This is a genomic window from Polaribacter sp. MED152, assembly GCF_000152945.2.
Lineage (GTDB): Bacteria > Bacteroidota > Bacteroidia > Flavobacteriales > Flavobacteriaceae > Polaribacter.
Genome location: NC_020830.1, coordinates 871,957 through 891,932 on the forward strand (window position 1 = coordinate 871,957; position 19,976 = coordinate 891,932).

The 19,976-nt window shown below is 30.1% G+C and carries 17 protein-coding genes; 10 read left to right on the forward strand and 7 right to left on the reverse strand.

All coding sequences use genetic code 11. The annotated features are described in order from the left end of the window. The first annotated feature begins 20 nt into the window (after positions 1–20). Together MED152_RS04005 and MED152_RS04010 are read left to right on the forward strand one after the other, a co-directional pair. Positions 21–1,736, forward strand: coding sequence for a phospho-sugar mutase (locus tag MED152_RS04005; RefSeq protein WP_015480580.1), 1,716 nt, complete (start codon positions 21–23; stop codon positions 1,734–1,736). Further along, positions 1,736–3,565 carry an ABC transporter ATP-binding protein gene (locus MED152_RS04010; RefSeq protein ID WP_015480581.1) on the forward strand — a complete coding sequence of 610 codons (1,830 nt, stop codon included), beginning with the start codon at positions 1,736–1,738 and terminating at the stop codon, positions 3,563–3,565. Before MED152_RS04005 ends, MED152_RS04010 begins: the two co-directional genes overlap by 1 nt. Here the strand turns inward: MED152_RS04010 and MED152_RS04015 are convergent. The 3 genes from MED152_RS04015 to MED152_RS04025 all read right to left on the reverse strand — a co-directional run bounded on the left by MED152_RS04015 (position 3,562) and on the right by MED152_RS04025 (position 9,431). Then, the gene (locus tag MED152_RS04015) at positions 3,562–7,014 is read right to left on the reverse strand and encodes a pyruvate carboxylase (protein ID WP_015480582.1); all 3,453 of its coding nucleotides are present in this window, start codon (positions 7,012–7,014) and stop codon (positions 3,562–3,564) included. The two genes, MED152_RS04010 and MED152_RS04015, sit on opposite strands and share 4 nt — an antisense overlap. Before the next feature lie 223 nt (positions 7,015–7,237). Beyond that, positions 7,238–8,008, reverse strand: coding sequence for a DUF1647 domain-containing protein (locus tag MED152_RS04020; protein ID WP_015480583.1), 771 nt, complete (start codon positions 8,006–8,008; stop codon positions 7,238–7,240). 10 nt (positions 8,009–8,018) lie between these two features. Beyond that, the gene (locus MED152_RS04025; protein ID WP_015480584.1) at positions 8,019–9,431 is read right to left on the reverse strand and encodes a CCA tRNA nucleotidyltransferase; all 1,413 of its coding nucleotides are present in this window, start codon (positions 9,429–9,431) and stop codon (positions 8,019–8,021) included. A gap of 119 nt (positions 9,432–9,550) precedes the next feature. On the opposite strand from MED152_RS04025, the gene MED152_RS04030 reads away from it, so the two are divergent. Further along, complete coding sequence (locus MED152_RS04030; RefSeq protein ID WP_015480585.1) at positions 9,551–10,354, forward strand: alpha-1,2-fucosyltransferase; 804 nt, start codon at positions 9,551–9,553, stop codon at positions 10,352–10,354. Next, the gene (locus MED152_RS04035; RefSeq protein ID WP_238559157.1) at positions 10,351–11,100 is read left to right on the forward strand and encodes a glycosyltransferase family 25 protein; all 750 of its coding nucleotides are present in this window, start codon (positions 10,351–10,353) and stop codon (positions 11,098–11,100) included. The genes MED152_RS04030 and MED152_RS04035 overlap by 4 nt, the downstream gene beginning before the upstream one ends. Before the next feature lie 3 nt (positions 11,101–11,103). On the opposite strand, the gene MED152_RS04040 is transcribed toward MED152_RS04035, so the two are convergent. Beyond that, the gene (locus MED152_RS04040; RefSeq protein ID WP_015480587.1) at positions 11,104–11,853 is read right to left on the reverse strand and encodes a glycosyltransferase family 2 protein; all 750 of its coding nucleotides are present in this window, start codon (positions 11,851–11,853) and stop codon (positions 11,104–11,106) included. 12 nt (positions 11,854–11,865) lie between these two features. Beyond that, entirely contained in the window at positions 11,866–12,681 is an 816-nt protein-coding gene (locus tag MED152_RS04045; RefSeq protein ID WP_015480588.1) for a 2,3,4,5-tetrahydropyridine-2,6-dicarboxylate N-succinyltransferase, read from the reverse strand. A 187-nt stretch (positions 12,682–12,868) separates the two neighbouring features. Here MED152_RS04045 and ruvX point away from each other — a divergent pair, with 187 nt between their 5' ends. The 5 genes from ruvX (at position 12,869) to MED152_RS04070 (ending at position 15,787) form a co-directional block, all read left to right on the forward strand. After that, positions 12,869–13,279 carry a Holliday junction resolvase RuvX gene (gene ruvX, locus MED152_RS04050; RefSeq protein ID WP_015480589.1) on the forward strand — a complete coding sequence of 137 codons (411 nt, stop codon included), beginning with the start codon at positions 12,869–12,871 and terminating at the stop codon, positions 13,277–13,279. A gap of 79 nt (positions 13,280–13,358) precedes the next feature. Beyond that, the gene (gene def, locus MED152_RS04055; RefSeq protein ID WP_015480590.1) at positions 13,359–13,949 is read left to right on the forward strand and encodes a peptide deformylase; all 591 of its coding nucleotides are present in this window, start codon (positions 13,359–13,361) and stop codon (positions 13,947–13,949) included. 28 nt (positions 13,950–13,977) lie between these two features. Continuing rightward, complete coding sequence (locus tag MED152_RS04060) at positions 13,978–14,397, forward strand: DUF5606 domain-containing protein (protein WP_015480591.1); 420 nt, start codon at positions 13,978–13,980, stop codon at positions 14,395–14,397. Positions 14,398–14,442: 45 nt separating this feature from the next. Further along, entirely contained in the window at positions 14,443–15,222 is a 780-nt protein-coding gene (gene mazG, locus MED152_RS04065; protein WP_015480592.1) for a nucleoside triphosphate pyrophosphohydrolase, read from the forward strand. 67 nt (positions 15,223–15,289) lie between these two features. Further along, on the forward strand, positions 15,290–15,787 hold the full coding sequence (locus MED152_RS04070; RefSeq protein ID WP_015480593.1) for a nuclear transport factor 2 family protein: 498 nt from the start codon (positions 15,290–15,292) through the stop codon (positions 15,785–15,787). Positions 15,788–15,794: 7 nt separating this feature from the next. Here MED152_RS04070 and MED152_RS04075 read toward each other — a convergent pair whose 3' ends face one another. Then, complete coding sequence (locus tag MED152_RS04075) at positions 15,795–16,901, reverse strand: NAD(P)/FAD-dependent oxidoreductase (protein WP_015480594.1); 1,107 nt, start codon at positions 16,899–16,901, stop codon at positions 15,795–15,797. 148 nt (positions 16,902–17,049) lie between these two features. Here MED152_RS04075 and MED152_RS04080 point away from each other — a divergent pair, with 148 nt between their 5' ends. After that, positions 17,050–17,340: a hypothetical protein gene (locus MED152_RS04080; protein WP_015480595.1), complete on the forward strand. Its 291-nt coding sequence runs from the start codon at positions 17,050–17,052 to the stop codon at positions 17,338–17,340. A 29-nt stretch (positions 17,341–17,369) separates the two neighbouring features. Here MED152_RS04080 and lon read toward each other — a convergent pair whose 3' ends face one another. After that, positions 17,370–19,823: an endopeptidase La gene (gene lon / locus MED152_RS04085; protein ID WP_041383375.1), complete on the reverse strand. Its 2,454-nt coding sequence runs from the start codon at positions 19,821–19,823 to the stop codon at positions 17,370–17,372. Positions 19,824–19,976: the final 153 nt, after the last annotated feature.

Sequence of the window (19,976 nt, forward strand, 5' to 3'; positions counted from 1 at the left end):
AAACCATTAAACTCTAACTCATGACAGACTTTGTAAATAAAGCAAAACAGTGGTTAACACCAACTTTTGACGCAGAAACACAATCGGAAATTCAAAATTTAATCGACAACAATCAAGCTGAATTGGCTGATCGATTTTATAAAGATATGGAGTTTGGTACTGGTGGTATGAGAGGTGTAATGGGTGCTGGTACTAATAGAATTAATAAATACACTTTGGGTAGAGCAACCCAAGGCCTATCTAACTATTTAGTAGATAATGTTTCTAAAGATCAAATAAGAGTAGTAATTGCTTACGATTGTAGACACAACAGCAAAAAATTTGCTAAAGTAGTTGCTGATGTTTTATCTGCAAATAATATTAAAGTTTTTCTTTTTGAAGATTTAAGACCAACTCCAGAATTGTCTTTTGCAGTTCGTCATTTAAATTGTGATGCAGGTATTGTTTTAACAGCTTCTCACAATCCACCAGAATATAATGGTTACAAAGTGTATTGGGCTGATGGTGGACAAATTGTACCTCCACATGATAGTGGTATTATAAGTAAAGTAAATGCTTTAGAATTTTCAGAAATTAATTTTGATGCCAATGAAGATTTAATTGAAGTTATTGGTAAAAATGTAGATGATGTTTTCATAGAAGCTTCTGTTAAAAACGGTTCTTTATCAGATAAAATTGATAGAAATAGTCTTAAAATTGTTTTTACGCCTTTGCATGGTACATCAATAATGTCTATACCTCATACCTTAAAAGGTGCAGGATACACAGATGTTCATATTGTAGAAGAACAGCGTAAGCCAAATGGAGATTTCCCTACTGTAAAATCACCAAATCCAGAAGAGCCAGAAGCTTTACACATGGCTACTGAATTAGCGAACAACATTGGTGCTGATATTGTTATTGGTACAGATCCTGATTGTGATAGATTAGGGGTTGCTGTAAGAGATTTAAATGGCAATATGAAACTGTTAAATGGTAACCAGACAATGGTTGTTATGACAGATTTCTTATTAAAAAAATGGAAAGAAGAAGGTAGATTAAATGGTAAAGAATTTATAGGTTCTACAATTGTATCTACAGAACTTGTAAACCAAATAGCTGCAAAATACAATGTTGAAACCAAGGTAGGTTTAACTGGTTTTAAATGGATAGCTAAAATGGTTGTTGATTTTCCTGAACTAGAATTTATTGGTGGTGGAGAAGAAAGTTTTGGTTATATGGTTGGTGATTTTGTAAGAGATAAAGATGCAGTGACTGCTACATTATTAGCTTGTGAAGTTGCAGCTTATGCCAAACAGAATGGAAGTTCTTTCTATCATGAATTATTAAATATTTACATAGAAAATAGCTTTTATAAAGAACATTTAATTTCAATTACCAAAAAAGGAATGGATGGTGCTGCAGAAATTCAGCAAATGTTAAGTGACATGAGAAACAATCCATTAACTGAGATTGATGGAGAAAAAATAGAATCACTTTCTGATTACCAAGCATCAACTAGAAAAAATTTAATTACTGGTGAGGTTTCGAACATGGATATCCCAAAATCTAATGTACTTATTTACCAAACAGCTTCTGGAACTAGAATTGCAGCAAGGCCTAGTGGAACTGAGCCTAAAATTAAATTTTATTTTAGTGTAAATGCTCCTTTAGACAAAATCGAAAATGCAGAAAAAGTAGAAGATGCTTTAGATGCTAAAATTCAAAGAATCATAAAAGAGATGAAATTGAATTAATGGGTTATTTTAAAGATATTCTTAAATATGAAAGAAAGTACAGAAAGTTTACGTTATTAAATGTAGTCTTTAATATTTTCTATGCCATTTTTAATGTTCTTTCTGTCCTTGCATTTATTCCTGTTTTAGGCATATTATTTGAAACAGACAAAGACATTGTTGTAGAACCTACTTATGAAGGTATTACAAGTATTGGATCTTATTTAAAAGAAAGCTTTTACTTTTTTATATCAGAAAAAATAGAAAATGATGGTCAAATAAAAACATTGTTATTCATATGTTTATTAGCACTTTCATTATTCTTTTTAAAGAACTTTTTCAGGTATTTAGCCTCTTACGTGATTACATTCTTAAGAACAGGAATTGTTAAAGACTTAAGAGACAAACTATATCATAAAATTGTAGAACTACCAATTTCTTACTTTACAGAAAAAAGAAAAGGAGACATTATTGCAAGAATGACTGCTGATGTTCAAGAAGTAGAAGTTTCAATTTTAACCTCAATAGAAACTATTGTTAGAGAACCACTTACTGTTGTAATTGCAATTTCTATTATGCTTTTTATGAGTGTTAAATTAACGCTGTTTGTTTTTATATTATTACCAGTTTCAGGATTTATCATTTCATCAATTAGTAAAAAATTAAAAGCAAACTCGGTTAAAGCACAGCAAGAAACTGGTACATTTTTATCATTTATAGAAGAAACACTTACAGGTTTAAGAGTTATTAAAGGTTTTAATTCTGAAAAGATTATAGAGAGAAAGTTTAATGCATCTACCACTACCTTTAGAAATTTGATGACCAGTGTTTTTCATAGGCAAACGTTAGCATCACCTATGAGTGAATTTTTAGGGTCTGCAACAATTATTGCTATTTTATGGTTTGGTGGTAGAGAGGTTTTATCAAACACAAGTTCTTTACAACCAGATGAATTTATGGGTTATATTGTATTATTCTATACTGTATTAAACCCAATAAAATTAATTACAACTTCTTACTACAACATTCAAAAAGGTGAAGCTTCTGCAGAAAGAATTATGTCTGTTTTAAATACAGAAAATCATATCAAAGACAATCCAAATGCTATTGTTAAAGCTTCTTTCGATAGTAAAATTGAGTTTAAAAACATATCGTTTAAATACAAAAAAGACTATGTTTTAAAAGACTTTTCTTTAACTATTAATAAGGGTGAAACTGTTGCTTTGGTTGGCCAATCAGGAAGTGGTAAATCTACTTTAGCAAATCTAATTACTCGTTTTTACGATGTAAATTCTGGTGATATTTTAATTGATGGTGAAAGCATTAAAAACATTACTAAAAAATCTTTACGAGATTTAATGGGTATTGTAACGCAAGAATCTATTTTATTTAATGATACTGTAGAAAATAATATAAAATTGGGTACAGAAAATGCAACTGAAGCAGAAGTGTTAGAAGCTTCAGAAATTGCGAACGCAAATGAGTTCATTCAAAATTTACCTGAAAAATTCCATACTAATATTGGTGATAGTGGAGGCACTTTATCAGGAGGTCAAAAACAGCGTTTATCTATTGCTAGAGCTGTATTGAAAAATCCGCCAATTATGATTTTGGATGAAGCTACATCTGCCTTAGATACAGAATCTGAGCAACTTGTACAGTTAGCTTTAGAAAAGATGATGCAAAATAGAACCTCTTTAGTTATTGCTCATAGATTATCTACCATACAAAAAGCAGATACAATTGTCGTAATGAAAAAAGGTGAAATTGTAGAAAAAGGTAAACACGATGAGTTACTATCCAAAAAAGGTGAATATTTTAAGTTAGTAACTATGCAAAGCCTATCTTAATTTAAGCTTAAAACTAAATCATCAGCGTTAACAATTGTACCTTCAGTTAATATGATAGTGTCAATTTTACCATCATCATTGGCTGTAATTGTAGTTTCCATTTTCATAGCTTCAATAATAAATAAAGGCTGATTTCTAGTTACCTTTTCTCCTTTTTTAACTAAAATAGTAGACAATAACCCTTGCAAAGGTGCACCAATTTGTTTGCTATTATTTTTATCAGCTTTTATATTTTGAACTGATGTAACTTTGATAGACTCATCTTTAATCTGCACTGTTCTTCCTTGTCCATTTACTTTAAAATAAACAGTTACAAATCCTTTTTCATTAGCTTCACTAATAGAATCTAACGTAATTAATACAGTTTTACCTTTATCTAAATCAACAGTAATCTCCTCTCCTATTTCCATGCCGTAAAAGAAATTTTTGGTAGGTAAATTGGTTAGATTATCGTATTTTAAATGTGTATTAAAAGCATCTAAAAACACCTTTGGATATAATTTATAGGATAAGAAATCTGTAAAATCAATTTTTCTACCCAAGTCATTTTCAAATATTCTTCTAAATTCTGCATATTCTTTATCAAAATCTACAGGTGGTAAATGTGCATTTGGTCTTTCTGTATAGGGAGATTGATCTTTTAAAATAAGCTTCTGTAATTTTTCTGGAAAACCACCAACTGGCTGACCTAAATCTCCTTTAAAGAAACTCACCACAGATTGAGGAAAAGAAATAGTATCACCTCTTTCCAAAACATCTTTTATAGTTAAATTATTACTTACTAAATATTGAGCCATATCACCAACAACTTTAGAACTTGGTGTAACTTTTACGATGTTACCAAAAAGTGTATTTACTTCTCCATACATTTTTGTAATTTCATGAAAACGACCTTCTAAACCTAAAGCTTGTGCTTGTGGTTTTAAATTTGAATATTGGCCACCAGGAATTTCGTGTTTAAATACTTCTCCTGAGCCCGACTTTAAGCCAGATTCAAAAGGATAATAATATTCTCTTACAGTTTCCCAATAGTTAGAATACTCATTTAAGGAAGTAGCATTCATAGGGTTTTCCCTTTCGTGAAACTTCATCATTTCTACAATTGAGTTAAAATTTGGTTGCGATGTTAAACCAGACAAGCCACTTAATGCAACATCTACAACATCTACACCTGCCTCAATTGCTTTTAAATAAGTGGCAGATTGTATAGAGGATGTGTCATGTGTATGCAAGTGAATTGGAATGTTTAATTCCGATTTTAAAGCAGTAACCAATTCTGAAGCTGCATAAGGTTTTAACAAACCAGCCATATCTTTAATTGCCAAAATATGTGCGCCTGCATTTTCAATTTCTTTGGCTAAATTGATATAATATTTTAAATTGTATTTAGTGTTTTTTACATTTAAAATATCAGAGGTATAACAAATAGAACCTTCTGCTAAACCTTGTGTTTTTGTTCTTACATGCTCTATGCATGGAGCAATCGATTTCATCCAATTTAGAGAATCAAAAATTCGGAATAAATCAACTCCATTTTCCCAAGATTGTTCAACAAATTTACCAATTAAATTGTCTGGATAGGCAGTATAACCAACACCATTAGAGCCCCTTATTAACATTTGCAATAGCACATTTGGCATTTTTTCTCTAAGCAAACGTAATCTTTCCCATGGATTTTCATGTAAAAATCGTAAGCAAACATCAAAAGTGGCACCTCCCCAAACTTCCAGACTAAAAATATCTGGATGGTTTTTAGCATAGCCTTCTGCAACTTTTAACATATCGAAAGTTCGCATTCTGGTTGCCAACAAACTTTGATGCGCATCACGCATTGTAGTGTCTGTGAAATGTATTTTCTTTTCGTTTTTCAACCAATTAGAAAAACCTTCTGGCCCTAACTCTGTCAGTAAATCTTTTGTTCCTTTTGGGTAAGCTGCATTAACATCAAAAGCGGGAATTTTGGGTTTTACAAATGTTTTTGTTGCATCAAATTTCTTAACATCTGCATTGCCATTAATAGTAACATCACCCAAATAAGTAATTATTTTATTAGCTCTATTTCTAGGTGCTTTAAACTTAAATAAACTTGGTGTAGATTTAATAAAGTTTACTGTAATTGCACCTTTTCTAAAAGTTTCGTGCTGAAGTATATTATCTAAAAAAAGCATGTTAGTTTTTACACCACGAATTCGAAATTCGCCAAGAGCCCTTCTAATTTTACGAGCAGCACCATCTAAAGTTCTACTATTTGCAGTAACTTTTACCAACATAGAATCAAAAAACGGAGATATTGTAACACCTTGATAAACGCTACCTGCATCTAATCGAATACCAAAACCTGAAGCACTTCTGTAGGTAGATATTGTTCCAAAATCTGGTTTAAAATCATTTTGCGGATCCTCTGTAGTTATTCTACACTGCAGTGCATAACCGTTTATTTTAATAGACTCTTGATTCGGAATTTTTATTTGTTGATCAGATAATTTATAACCTCCAGCAATAAAAAGCTGTGTCTTCACCAAATCTATATTTGTTACAACTTCTGTAACAGTATGTTCTACTTGTATTCTTGGATTAACCTCTATAAAGTAAATTGAATCATCATCATCTACTAAAAATTCTACAGTACCAATATTATTGTAATTTACGGCTTTACATATATCTATTGCATATTTGTAAAGTGCATCTTTTGTTTCTTGCTTTAAACCATAAGAAGGTGCAAACTCTATTACTTTTTGATAGCGTCTTTGCACAGAGCAATCTCTCTCAAATAAGTGAACTGTATTACCAAAACTATCTGCAACAATTTGAATTTCAATATGTTTCGGGTTTTCAACAAATTTTTCTAAAAAAACAGTGTCATCTCCAAACGCATTTAATGCTTCTCTCTTACTTTCGCCATAAGCTTTTTTAAGTTCATCTGCTTTTCTAATAACTCTCATTCCTCTACCTCCACCTCCAGAAGCAGCTTTCAACATTATTGGGTATCCAATTTTTTCTGCCTCTTCTAAAGCTATCTCAATACTTTCTAAAGGGTTTTTGTTACTTTTTATAATAGGTATATTATTATCTATTGCAACTTTCTTGGCCGTAATTTTATCTCCTAAAGATTTTAAAACAGATACTTTCGGTCCTACAAAAATAATATCGTTTTCTTCACATTTTTGAGCAAAATTGGCATTTTCAGATAAAAATCCATACCCAGGATGAATGGCATCTACTCCATTATCTTTTGCAACTTTAATTATTGCATCAATATCTAAATAAGGTTTTAAAGGTTGATTATCTTCACCTATTTGATAAGATTCATCAGATTTATATCTATGCAAAGAGTAGCGATCTTCGTATGTATAAATTCCAACAGTTTCTACATTAATCTCTGCACAAGCTCTAAAAATTCGAATAGCAATTTCTCCTCTATTTGCAACTAATACTTTTTTAATTTTCATAACGATCTGTAGGTTTTTAGCGAATGTTCGCTGTAAAAATACAAAACGCAAGTTAGAGTTTAAGTATTATTTATAACAATTTACTATTATTTGTAATTATTTAATATAAAATACTCACTAATTCTACTGATAATGTAAAAAGTAAATTAAAAAAATAATAAACTATAATGCCAGTAAAAGTTTAATAAATGAATTAAAAGCTAAAAATTAAGAGTAGTTGAGCTTAATCTATATCTTGATGTAATTTGAACCCAAACTTTTTAAAGGTCATTTTTTTAGAAATTTCAGGAATATGCTTATAAGCTAAAACAGATAAAATCGCTTGATCTTGCCTATGATTGTCTCTACTACTACCCTCAGGAGCAATTACCTTTTTATTTAAAGCTGCATCTTTCCATTTTTCAATAACCACTCTAGCAGTTTCGCAATTATAGTTTACAGCAATACAAGCACCATTTAAATTGGTTTGTTTAAGCAACGTTTTATTGTTTGATACTTCTAAAATTTTTAAAGATTTATAGTGTGTCCAATCAGCAATTGTGTCTTTAGAAAATGGTGAATAAAACCCTAAATATTCAATAACTTTTCGTAAGCTTTTTAACTCTTGAGTAATTACATTACCAGCATCAATCCAACAAACGGAACATTTAAATTCATTTAAAACTTTATGCACTATTACTGGTTTCCAAGCATACTCTCCTGCATTACTCTTAATATTGAAATACGCTGGATATTTAGAATAATCAAACTTCCTTAAATCAACAAAGTCAAAAGATTGTTCTAGAGATAATTGTTCTTCTTCTGTTAGCCCTAAATCAAAAACTACAGTTTTAGTATTCTTTTCAAAAGTTTTAATACTATTTAGAAGTTGGCATAAACTTTTATAGTGAGAGCTATCAGAACCTGTGACTAGAACTAATTCTTGTTTGTTATCAAAAGATTTTAACTTAAGTTCTAAAAAAGCTGTGGAAATAAAGTTTGAAACTTTTTGCATAAATCTTAAATCATTTTCTTTTTAACCCTAAATCTAATCCTTTTTGAATCATAAAATCATATGAAGGTTGATGTTCATTAGGTATTTCTCCTTCTAAAATTGCCTCTTTTATAGCCTCTTTTATTTGACCAATTTCTCTACATGGTTTTAAGTTAAAGGCTGTCATAATTTCTTCTCCAGTAATTGGTGGCTGAAAATTCCTTATTCGATCTCTTTCTTCTACTTCTTTAATTTTCTTTCGAACAAGCTCAAAATTCTTATGATATTTTTTGAATTTTCTAGGATTTTTAGTGGTGATATCTGCTTCACAAAGAGTCATTAAATCGTTAATTTCTTCACCAGCATCAAACACCAAACGTCTAACTGCAGAATCTGTAACATCTGAAGCTAAAACTATTGGCCTAGAACTTAATAACACCATTTTTTGAACAAATTTCATTTTGGCATTTAAGGGCATTTTTAATCTCTTAAAAATTTTATAAACCATTTTAGATCCTACAAACTCATGACCATGAAATGTCCAACCCACTTTTTTACTAAAACGCTTTGTAGGCGCCTTTCCAATATCATGCAACAAAGCAGCCCATCTTAACCATACATCTTCTGTATTTTTAGAAATATTATCAACAACTTCTAATGTGTGATAAAAATTATCTTTATGTTTTTGGCCTTCTACTTCTTCTACTCCTTTTAAAGCAATTAACTCAGGTAAAATCTGAGGTAGTAATTTTGTTTTTTCTAATAACAGAAAACCTATAGAAGGTTTTTTAGCAGCTAAAATTTTATTCAACTCAACTACAATTCTTTCTTTTGTAATTATTTTTAAACGATGTGCATTTTTAGAAATTGCAGCCAAAGAAGATGCTTCAATCTCAAAATTTAATTGAGTTGCAAATCGAATTGCACGCATCATTCTAAGTGGATCATCAGAATAGGTTATATCTGGGTTTAATGGAGTTCTAATAATCTTATCCTCTAAATCCTTCATTCCATTAAAAGGATCTAATATATCACCAAAATTGGCATCATTTAAACTTAAAGCTAATGCATTAATTGTAAAATCCCTTCTATTTTGATCATCTACTAACGTTCCAGAAGAAACTTGCGGATTTCTACTATTTTCTGTGTACGATTCTTTTCTAGCACCAACAAACTCGATTTCTATATCTTTATAACGTAACATGGCTGTACCATATGTTTTAAAAACTTGAACCTTTGGTTTATTAGGCAACAACTTAGAAACTTGTAAAGCCAAATCAATTCCACTACCAACAGCAACAATATCAATATCTTTAGCTGTGCCTCTATCTAAAAAGAAATCACGCACATAACCTCCAATCACATAGGCATCTATTTCTAGATTTTTTGCAGCTTGTGAAATAAAAGTAAAAATTTCTGAGGTTAAGGCTTCTTTGTAATTCATGTGTTTTTGAAAAAATGCAAATTTATTGTTTTCAGATGTTTTAAGCGCCAATTGGCAAAAGAATTTGTGATAACATTCGTACTTTTGTACGTACTCAATTTTAAATTTAGAAAATTTTAATGGTTGTTGTTAGAATTCTTGGTGGACTAGGAAACCAAATGTTTCAATATGCGTATGCAAAATCCTTGGCTGAAAAAGGATATGAAGTACAAATTGACATTTCTAAATTTAAAAGCTATAAACTTCATGGAGGCTATCATTTAGATAAGTTTAGAATTGATTTAGAGACTGCAAATAGTTCTTCAGCTTTTCTATCTAAAATTGGTTTAAAGAAAACCATAAAAGAGCCTAATTTATTATTCCATAAAGATCTTTTGAAGGTTAACAACAATGCCTTTATCAAGGGATATTTTCAGGCAGAGCAATATTTTAGTGATATTAGAGAAATTCTAATAAATCAATTTAAAATTAAAAAAGAATTAGCTAAATCTACTTTAGCCATTAAAAATCAAATAGAATTATTAAAAACTACTTGCTCTCTGCATGTGAGAAGAGGAGATTATATTTCCGATAAAAAAGCAAACAAAGTTCATGGTACTTGTGATTTAGATTATTACAGCAGCGCTATTGAGCACATTTCAAAACAAAATTCAAATGTTCATTTTTTTGTTTTTTCTGACGATATTGCTTGGGTAAAAGACAACTTAAACATAACTAATGCCACTTATATTGATCATAATGTAATTCCACATGAGGATATGTATTTAATGACTTTGTGCAACCATAACATTACAGCCAACAGCAGTTTTTCTTGGTGGGGTGCTTGGCTAAACCAAAATCCCGATAAAATTGTGATAGCTCCTAAAAATTGGTTTGTAGATAAAGAAAATGAAGTTGCTTGCAAATCATGGATAACATTATGATATCTTACAAATTCTATTATATAAATCTAGATAAAAGCACTGAAAGACGTGCTTTTATGGAAGAACAATTCAACAAATTAAATATACCAATAACCAGGATTTCAGCTACTTATGGAAAAGATTTAGACCCTAAAATATTAAAAGAAGAAAAAAGAAAACATAATATTTTAGCACACTACCCTTTACCCAATGATGGTGAAATTGGTATTTGCTTAACTCATTTTAAATTATGGGAGTTTTTATCAAAACAACCTGAAGATTTTTCGATTGTTTTAGAAGATGATGCGTTAATTCAGAATAATTTTACTGAAGATTTAGAACAACTTTTATCTCAAATTACAATTAACGACTTTATTGATATTTCAGGAAAAAAAGGGTTTTATGCTTTAGAAAAAAACACTTTATTAACTAAGTTTTTAATGCCTCCTGTTTTAATGATAGGTCAAGTCATAGGTAAAAATGCAGCACAGAAACTAACTAATAATTTAAGTGATTATTATGCACCTATTGATGTAATGAAGCAAGATGTTTACAAACATAAAGTTCCGTTATTTTCTACCAACAAACAATATGTAAAAAGTATTGATAAACAAATGGGTGGTAGTACTATTCAGCAAAACAACATGATTGCTTGGAAAAAAGTGATTCGAGAAATTTTTAGGCCTTTTTGGCAACTTATTTCTTTGGTTACGTATAAATTCCAAAGATGTGTTAGAAATTACTTTTTTTACAAGACAAAACAATAAAACTTATTTAACATTTCTGTTATAAAGCCATAGTTTAATATATCTTGTTAGCACAGCATAACCCTGGGTAATTGACAATATTAAACCAGTATAGCCATCTAAAAAACCTCTTTTTAAAATAAAGTGAGAAAAAACTCTGTAAATAGGTTTTATAACCAAATGAAATGCATGAACTGCTCTCCCTTTTGCATGCAAATCTCTAGCTTTTAATTCTGCATATTGATGTATTTTAGATATAAAATGATCATAATTTTTATATCCAAAATGATCTATTTTACCTTTAAAAAAACCTATTTCTCCATTAGTTTTAATAGTTTCGTGAACAATACCTTGGTATTTACAAAACTCTTTTAAAAATAGACGAACAACTTTATCTCTTTGCCATCCAGAATATTTTATTTTTTTACCTGCAAAATAAAAGCTTCTTCTAACATAAAATCCCACTTTTCCTTTTGGGTTTTCTACAGCCTCTAAAATTTCCTTTTTTACTTGTGGAGTTACTCTTTCATCTGCATCTAAAATATAGATCCAAGGATGCTTTGCCTGTTCAATTGCAAAGTTTTTTTGAGAAGAAAAATCATCAAACTTACGTTTGATGATTTTTACTTTATGTTTTTCTGCCAACAAAACAGTATCATCTGTACTATAAGAATCAATTACTATAATTTCATCAGCAAAACTAACTGTCTTAATAGCTGCTTCAATATGAATTTCTTCATTTAAAGTCGGAATTATAGCAGTGATTTTAGTCATATAAAATAATCTTTAAACAGCTACATCATACTCACGTAAAGCATCGTTTAAAGATGTTTTTTTGTTGGTACTTTCTTTTCTTTTTCCAATAATTAATGCACAAGGCACATTGTATTCACCGGCTGCAAATTTTTTAGTATAACTTCCAGGAATTACCACAGATCTTGCAGGTACTAAACCTTTCATTTCCACTGGCTCATCACCTGTTACATCTATAATTTTAGTACTCATTGTTAACACAACATTTGCACCTAAAACCGCTTCTTTTTCTACTCTTACACCTTCTACTACTATACATCTAGACCCTATAAAAGCACCATCTTCTATAATAACTGGAGCAGCTTGTAATGGTTCTAAAACACCACCAATACCAACACCACCAGATAAATGTACATTTTTACCAATTTGAGCGCAAGAACCAACAGTAGCCCAAGTATCAACCATGGTACCTTCATCTACATACGCACCAATATTTACATAACTTGGCATTAAAATAGTTCCAGCAGAGATATAGGCTCCATGTCTTGCAACAGCATTTGGTACAACTCTTATACCTCTGTCAGCAAAGTTTTTCTTTAAGGGAATTTTATCATGATATTCAAAAATACCAGCTTCTAAAGTTTCCATTTTTTGAATAGGAAAATACAAAACAACTGCTTTTTTAACCCACTCATTTACTTGCCAACCATTCTCTATAGGTTCAGCAACTCTTAATTCACCTTTATCCAATAAATCAACTACTTCTCTTATTGTGTTAATCGTTTTTTCTTCTTTTAATAAATCACGATTTTCCCAAGCTGACTCTATAATTTCTCTAATTTCTTCCATTTTAATATATTGATTTCTGCAAATATAAATCGATTGTTAAAATACAGAGCGAATATACATTTTTTAAACATATTAGTTATGATTGTTTAAATTATTGAATGCATTTTATTAAACTCTACAATATTATAAACTGTATTTTATTCTTTGTTAGAATTTAAGGTTTATTTTTGTACAAAATAATTTTAAGTTGGGAAGAATTTTAGCCTTAGATTTTGGAAAAGTACGAACAGGAATTGCTGTAACTGATGAGTTACAAATTATTGCCTCTGGTTTAAAAACAGTTGCCACAAATGAATTGCTGCCTTTTCTAAAAAACTACCTTAAACAAGAAAAAGTAGAACTTATCTTATTGGGTAAACCTAAACAAATGGATAATTCTGATAGTGAAAGTGAGGTTTTAATTAAACCTTTTCTAGAAAAACTCGAAAAAACGTTTCCTAAAATTCCTTTAAAAAGAGTTGATGAACGTTTTACTTCTAAAATGGCTTTTCAAACTATGATAGACAGTGGTTTAAAGAAAAAACAACGTAGAAACAAGGCTTTAGTTGATGAAATAAGTGCCACAATTATCTTACAATCTTATTTATATAACCAATAATATTAAGAAGATTTTTTGAATTCAAAATTCGTAATTCGTAATTCTAAATTGTACTTTTGCAATCTTTAAAATTAAAAAAATGATTTTACCTATAGTTGCTTATGGAGATCCTGTTTTAAGAAAAATGGGAGTAGAAATAGATAAAGACTACCCTAATTTAAAGGAGCTAATTGCAAACATGAAAGAAACCATGTACAATGCTTCTGGAGTTGGGTTGGCTGCACCACAAATTGGTAAAGCAATTCGTCTTTTTGTTATTGATGCATCACCTTTTGCAGAAGATGATGATTTAGATGATGAAGAAAGAGCAACATTAAAAGATTTTAATAGAGTATATATTAATCCAAAAATCATCGATGAAGAAGGTGAAGAATGGACATTTAATGAAGGTTGCTTAAGTATACCAGATGTTAGAGAAGATGTTACTCGTAAATCTAAGGTAACCTTAGAATATCAAGATGAAGACTTTAATACGCATACTGAGGTTTTAGACGGCTTAGCTGCTAGAGTTTTTCAGCATGAATACGATCATATAGAGGGTGTATTATTTACAGACAAAGTGTCTTCACTTAAAAAGAGATTAATTAAAAGAAAATTAGAAAATATATCTAAAGGAAAAATAAGAGCAGATTATAGAATGCGCTTTCCTAATTTAAAGAAGAAAAAATAAAGTCTATTCTAGACAAAAAAATATTAATATGGAATTTAGTAAAATTATTTCAGTAGCTGGTAAACCAGGCTTATTTCAAGTAATATCACAATCTAAAAACGCTATTATTGTTCAAGGTTTAAATGACAATAAAAGAGTGGCAATTAACGCAACACAAAACGTAAGTTTATTAGAAAATATAGCCATCTATACTTACGAAGAAGATTTACCATTGTTAGAAGTATTTAAAGCAATGTCTGAAAAAACTAATGGTGAAAAAGCAATTTCTCATAAAGAAAGTGGCGCAAAACTAACTAGCTTTTTTGCAGAAGTTTTACCTAATTATGATGATGAAAGAGTGTACACTTCTAACATTAAAAAAGTAATTCAGTGGTACAATCTTTTAGTTGATGCAGGCATGGACTTCACTGCTGTTTCTGAAGAAAATACTGCAGAAGAAACTGAGTAGTTTCATCATAATAATTATCAGTTTATAGGTCTAATAAAGTTTATAATGAATTCTAGGAAAGAACAACTTGCTGCATTTAATCGTCTGTTAGATATTATGGATGATTTGCGTGAGAAATGTCCTTGGGATAAAAAACAAACTTTAGAAAGCCTTAGACATTTAACCATTGAGGAAACTTACGAATTAGCAGATGCAATTCTTGACAATGATTTACAAGAAATCAAAAAAGAATTGGGTGATGTTCTGTTACATATCATCTTTTACGCAAAAATTGGAAGTGAAAAAAATGCTTTTGATATTGCAGATGTTGCCAATAGTATTTCTGATAAATTAATTGATAGGCATCCTCATATTTATGGTGATGTTAAAGTTGAAAATGAAGAAGATGTAAAACGAAATTGGGAACAACTAAAACTAAAGGAAGGTAATAAGTCTGTTCTGGAAGGTGTTCCTAAAAGTTTACCTGCAGTTGTAAAAGCCAATCGTATTCAAGATAAAGTAGCTGGAGTTGGTTTTGACTGGGAAAAACCAGAGCAGGTTTGGGAAAAAGTACAAGAAGAACTTTCAGAATTGAATGACGAGATAAAAGCTGGTAATTCAGAAAACATAGAAAAAGAGTTTGGCGATGTTTTGTTTTCAATGATTAACTATGCTCGTTTTATAAATGTGAATCCAGAAAACGCATTAGAAAAAACGAATAAAAAATTTATTAATCGATTTCAGTTTTTAGAAGAGGCCGCTAAAAAAGAAGGTAAAAACCTATCTGACATGTCTTTAACTGAAATGGATGTTTATTGGGAAGCTTCAAAAAAACACTTTTCTTAGCATACTAATCTCAAATAATTAATTGGCTATTTTGCTTATCTTTAGCAAGATAAAACATCTATTTATTATGAAATTAGCCAAAACTACCTTATTCTCTAGTCTTCTTTTTATTTTTTCACTCACCACATCTTGTAATGTTAGCAATAGCAAAGAGAATACTTTTGAAGAAAAAACATACAATCAAGAAGATTATGACAATGTAAGAGGTGCTATTTTAGATTATGTAGAAGCTCTTTATTTGGTAGATTCTACCAGAATTATAAAAAGTGTAGATCCTAAATTAAGAAAAGTTGGTTATTACTTTAATCCTGAGAAAAAAGAATACATAGATAATTTAGAAATGACACATCAACAATTGGTAAGATTGGCTGCAAGGTGGAACTCAGATTTTGATCAAGCTGATGAAAACTCACCTAAAGAAATAGAAATTTTTGATGTTAATTCAAAAACTGCGTCAGCAAAATTAACTGCAGCTTGGGGTATTGATTTATTTCATTTAGCTAAAGTTGATGATACTTGGAAAATTGTAAATGTAATTTGGCAAAGCCAGCCAGAACTTGAATAATAAATTGCTATTCTTGTTCTAAACCATATTCTCCAGAAAGCGATCTTATAGATCGTTTACTAGGAATCAATTTTGATAGAAAGACTATAAAATCCATCACAAAATTATTTTGAGAGTATTTAAAAAAGCGTTCTTGACTTCTTTTAGATCTTTTATAGTTTTCAGAAAACCGGTTTCTCCAAAGCACTTCATAGTCTTTTAACTTTGTTAAATCATTAGATTCTAATGCTAAAATTATGGCCTTATTTGCCATTATTGCAGACTCAAAAATAAACTTATAACCCTCACCAACTATAGGGTTTACTTGAGATACACTATCGCCTACACATACTAAATTATTCAGCACAAATTTTTCTATAACAGGTGTAATTGGTATGCTCCCTCCTTCTACTTTATCATTATCTTTTTCTACCAACTTTTTAATCATTGGTATTTCTAATATTTGATGTAATCTATTCTTTAAATCCTTAACAATAGCTTCATCAAAAGTACCAAAGCCAATAATGGCTCTGTTATTTTTTAAGGGAAAAATCCAACCATAACCTCCTTGATACATCTCTCCAATCAGCAAAAAGATTTCTTTAGTATTTCCTTTATATTTTACATTATACTCAACACCTGTAGCCAATTGTGTTTTCTTTGGTAGCAAACCAACTTTTTTACTCAATACACCATTTGTACCTGAAGCATCCACAAAAATAGTAGCTGAATATTCTTTTTTATTCTGATCTATTACTGAAGTAAAGTGATGATTATCATCAGTAATAATCGATTTAATATTGGTATTTAATTGAATGGTTACAAATTTTCTATCAATAGTTTCTACCAATTCTTCATGTACCTTTTTCTTATCTAAGGTATATAAATCTGCCTTTAATGAACTCTTTACTGAATTAGAATGAAAGGTAATTTTATTAATTTTTTGCGCTACTACATTGTTCGATAAATTAAATTCATCAAGGTTAATGAAACTAGCAAGGGTATTGAAAGAGAATTCTAAAAGCTGTTTTTTTCGATCTAAAACAAGTACTTGCTTTTTAGATTTACTCAATTCTCTAGCTAACATTAACCCTGCAGTACCTGCACCAACAATAATTACATCAAAATTTTTCATAGCATTTAAAAGTACCGCAAATTAAATTTAAATGCATAATAAACAAAATTAGCAGGCGCTTTTTATTACCAAAAATATACCCAGTTTTAGGTATTTCAACTAACATTAAATTCTACTAGTTTTGAGTATTAACTAAAAATAAATTTTTATGAAAAAGAGAAATCGATTTTTACTACTGTTGTTAACAGTATTTACAATCAGCTTTTATAGCTGTGAAGAACTATTTGGAATTGAAGAAGAGGAAGATGCAATAATCAACTCTACTGTTTGTGATGGTTATGTAGGACCTAGCAATATAGACCAGCAATATGATTACCAATGTCAAGCAGCTTATGCTTACAAGTGTAATGGTCAAGATGATGCTTTGAGAAAGCAATGTGCTTATTACAAAGAGTTACAGAGGCAATTAGATTTGCCTGATTGTGATTATTGCGATTAAAAAAAGCCTCCAAATTGGAGGCTTTTTTTTTACACTAATTTCTTAGCGTTTTTAACTTTTTGCTTTGTAAGTGCAATATCTAAAACCTGTTTCATTTCTGTAACATAATGAAATGTTAAGCCTTTTAAATAGCTTTCTTTGATCTCTAAAATATCTTTTCTATTGTCTTCACACAGAATAATTTCTTTGATATTTGCTCTTTTTGCAGCTAGTATTTTTTCTTTAATTCCGCCAACTGGTAATACTTTTCCTCTTAAAGTTATTTCACCAGTCATTGCAAGTTTATTCTTTACCTTTCTTTGGGTATAGGTAGAAACTAAAGACGTTAACATTGTAATACCTGCACTTGGCCCATCTTTAGGAGTAGCTCCTTCAGGCACGTGAATATGTACATTGTATTTTTCTATGATTTCTGGTTTTATACCAAATTCTTCTGCATTCGATTTAATGTATTGTAAAGCTATAGTTGCAGACTCTTTCATTACTGTACCTAAATTTCCAGTAATAGAAAGCGTTCCTTTTCCTTTAGATAAAATAGATTCAATAAAAAGAATATCTCCACCAACAGAAGTCCATGCTAAACCAGTAACTACACCAGCAACATCGTTATTTTCGTACTTACCTCTATTTCTTGGTGTTCCTAAAATTTCTTCAACTTTTTCAGTAGATAAATTAACATCATACTCTTCTTCTAAAGCAATAGACTTTGCTGCAAAACGTACAACCTTAGCCACTTGTTTTTCTAAACCACGTACACCAGATTCTCGAGTATAACCCTCTACAATTTGCTCAATTTGCTTTTTACCTAATTTTAAATCTTTGGTTGTTAACCCATGTTCTTTTAATTGTTTAGGTAACAAATGTCTTTTAGCAATTTCTACTTTTTCTTCAATAGTATAACCAGTAACATTTATAATTTCCATTCTATCACGTAAAGCCCAAGGAATTTGTCCTAAATTATTGGCTGTTGCAATAAAAAGTACTTTAGACAAATCGTAACCCACTTCTAAATAATTGTCATAGAAGGCTGTGTTTTGCTCAGGATCTAATACCTCTAACATTGCAGAAGATGGATCTCCTTGATGACTTTGCCCCAATTTATCAATTTCATCTAATACAAAAACTGGGTTAGATGTGCCTGCCTTTTTAAGATTTTGAATTAATCTTCCTGGCATTGCACCTATATATGTTTTTCTATGTCCTCTAATTTCTGCTTCATCTCTTAAACCTCCCAAAGACATTCTTACATACTTACGTCCTAAAGATTCTGCAACAGATTTACCTAAAGATGTTTTACCAACTCCTGGAGGCCCATATAAACAGATTATTGGAGATTTCATATCGTTTCTAAGCTTTAAAACTGCTAAATACTCTATAATTCTCTCTTTTACTTTCTCTAGTCCAAAATGATCTCTATCTAAAACTTTGGTTGCATGCTTAAGGTCAAATTTATCTTCAGAGAAAACTCCCCAAGGTAATTCTAACATTAACTCTAAGTAGCTTCTTTGCACTCCATACTCTGCAGCCTGAGGGTTCATTCTTTTTAAACGCGCTATTTCTTTATCAAAGGTTTGAGCTACTTCTTTGCTCCACTTTTTCTTTTTAGCTTGTTTGCGCATTTCTTCTAATTCTTGATCATTAGAAACACCCCCCAATTCTTCTTGAATTGTTTTTAATTGCTGATTTAAATAGTACTCACGCTGTTGTTGGTCTAAATCTTCTCTTGTTTTGGACTGAATATCATTACGTAATTGTAATTTTTGAAGTTCTTTATTTAAGTTTTTAAGTGTTAATAATGCACGTTCTTTTAAGTTATCTTTTTCTAGAATAACTTGTTTTTGCATTACACTTAAATCCATATTAGAAGCAATAAAATTGACTAAAAATGAATTAGATTTAATATTTTTTATGGCAAAAGAAGCTTCACTAGGCAACATTGGGTTTTCCTTAATCACCTCTAAAGCTTGTTCTTTTATAGAATCTATAATTGCATCAAACTCTTTTTTATCTTCAATTTCTCTATCTTCTAAAGCCTCTTTAACTGTAGCTTTTAAATAAGGCTCAGTTTGTACTAACTCGTCTATTTCAAAACGTTTTTTACCTTGAATGATTACTGTTGTATTACCATCAGGCATTTTTAAAACTCTTAAAATCTGAGCTACAACACCAGTTGTATGAATATCTTTTAATGTTGGCACTTCCTCTTCTTCATTACGTTGTGCAACAACACCAATTATTTTATCTCCTTTGTTGGCTTCTTTTATCAATTGAATAGATTTATCTCTACCTGCTGTAATAGGTATTACAACTCCTGGAAATAAAACTGTATTTCTTAAAGGTAAAATTGGCAAAACTTCTGGTACGCTTTCTTTATTAATGATTTCTTCATCTTCAGGCGTCATTAAAGGAATCAACTCAGAATCTTCATTCATAATATTCTGAAAAGACAAACTGTCTAATTTTATTACTTTTGATTTGCTCATATGCTTTATATATGTCATTCTGACATTATTGAAAATACTTATCAAACATCAGAATTCTATTTTAAAAATTAAAATATTCATTATCAATTATTTACATAAAATAGATTGATAATTCATCTAAATAAAACAATTAATATGCCATTTCATAATTAT

What these genes read in the sequence shown, in the direction of transcription:
- MED152_RS04005 (WP_015480580.1), top strand. Translation starts at nt 21, where the DNA reads ATGACAGACTTTGTAAATAAAGCAAAACAGTGGTTAACACCAACTTTT.
- MED152_RS04010 (WP_015480581.1), top strand. Translation starts at nt 1,736, where the DNA reads ATGGGTTATTTTAAAGATATTCTTAAATATGAAAGAAAGTACAGAAAG.
- MED152_RS04015 (WP_015480582.1), bottom strand. Translation starts at nt 7,014, where the DNA reads ATGAAAATTAAAAAAGTATTAGTTGCAAATAGAGGAGAAATTGCTATT.
- MED152_RS04020 (WP_015480583.1), bottom strand. Translation starts at nt 8,008, where the DNA reads ATGCAAAAAGTTTCAAACTTTATTTCCACAGCTTTTTTAGAACTTAAG.
- MED152_RS04025 (WP_015480584.1), bottom strand. Translation starts at nt 9,431, where the DNA reads ATGAATTACAAAGAAGCCTTAACCTCAGAAATTTTTACTTTTATTTCA.
- MED152_RS04030 (WP_015480585.1), top strand. Translation starts at nt 9,551, where the DNA reads ATGGTTGTTGTTAGAATTCTTGGTGGACTAGGAAACCAAATGTTTCAA.
- MED152_RS04035 (WP_238559157.1), top strand. Translation starts at nt 10,351, where the DNA reads ATGATATCTTACAAATTCTATTATATAAATCTAGATAAAAGCACTGAA.
- MED152_RS04040 (WP_015480587.1), bottom strand. Translation starts at nt 11,853, where the DNA reads ATGACTAAAATCACTGCTATAATTCCGACTTTAAATGAAGAAATTCAT.
- MED152_RS04045 (WP_015480588.1), bottom strand. Translation starts at nt 12,681, where the DNA reads ATGGAAGAAATTAGAGAAATTATAGAGTCAGCTTGGGAAAATCGTGAT.
- def (WP_015480590.1), top strand. Translation starts at nt 13,359, where the DNA reads ATGATTTTACCTATAGTTGCTTATGGAGATCCTGTTTTAAGAAAAATG.
- MED152_RS04060 (WP_015480591.1), top strand. Translation starts at nt 13,978, where the DNA reads ATGGAATTTAGTAAAATTATTTCAGTAGCTGGTAAACCAGGCTTATTT.
- mazG (WP_015480592.1), top strand. Translation starts at nt 14,443, where the DNA reads ATGAATTCTAGGAAAGAACAACTTGCTGCATTTAATCGTCTGTTAGAT.
- MED152_RS04070 (WP_015480593.1), top strand. Translation starts at nt 15,290, where the DNA reads ATGAAATTAGCCAAAACTACCTTATTCTCTAGTCTTCTTTTTATTTTT.
- MED152_RS04075 (WP_015480594.1), bottom strand. Translation starts at nt 16,901, where the DNA reads ATGAAAAATTTTGATGTAATTATTGTTGGTGCAGGTACTGCAGGGTTA.
- MED152_RS04080 (WP_015480595.1), top strand. Translation starts at nt 17,050, where the DNA reads ATGAAAAAGAGAAATCGATTTTTACTACTGTTGTTAACAGTATTTACA.
- lon (WP_041383375.1), bottom strand. Translation starts at nt 19,823, where the DNA reads ATGAGCAAATCAAAAGTAATAAAATTAGACAGTTTGTCTTTTCAGAAT.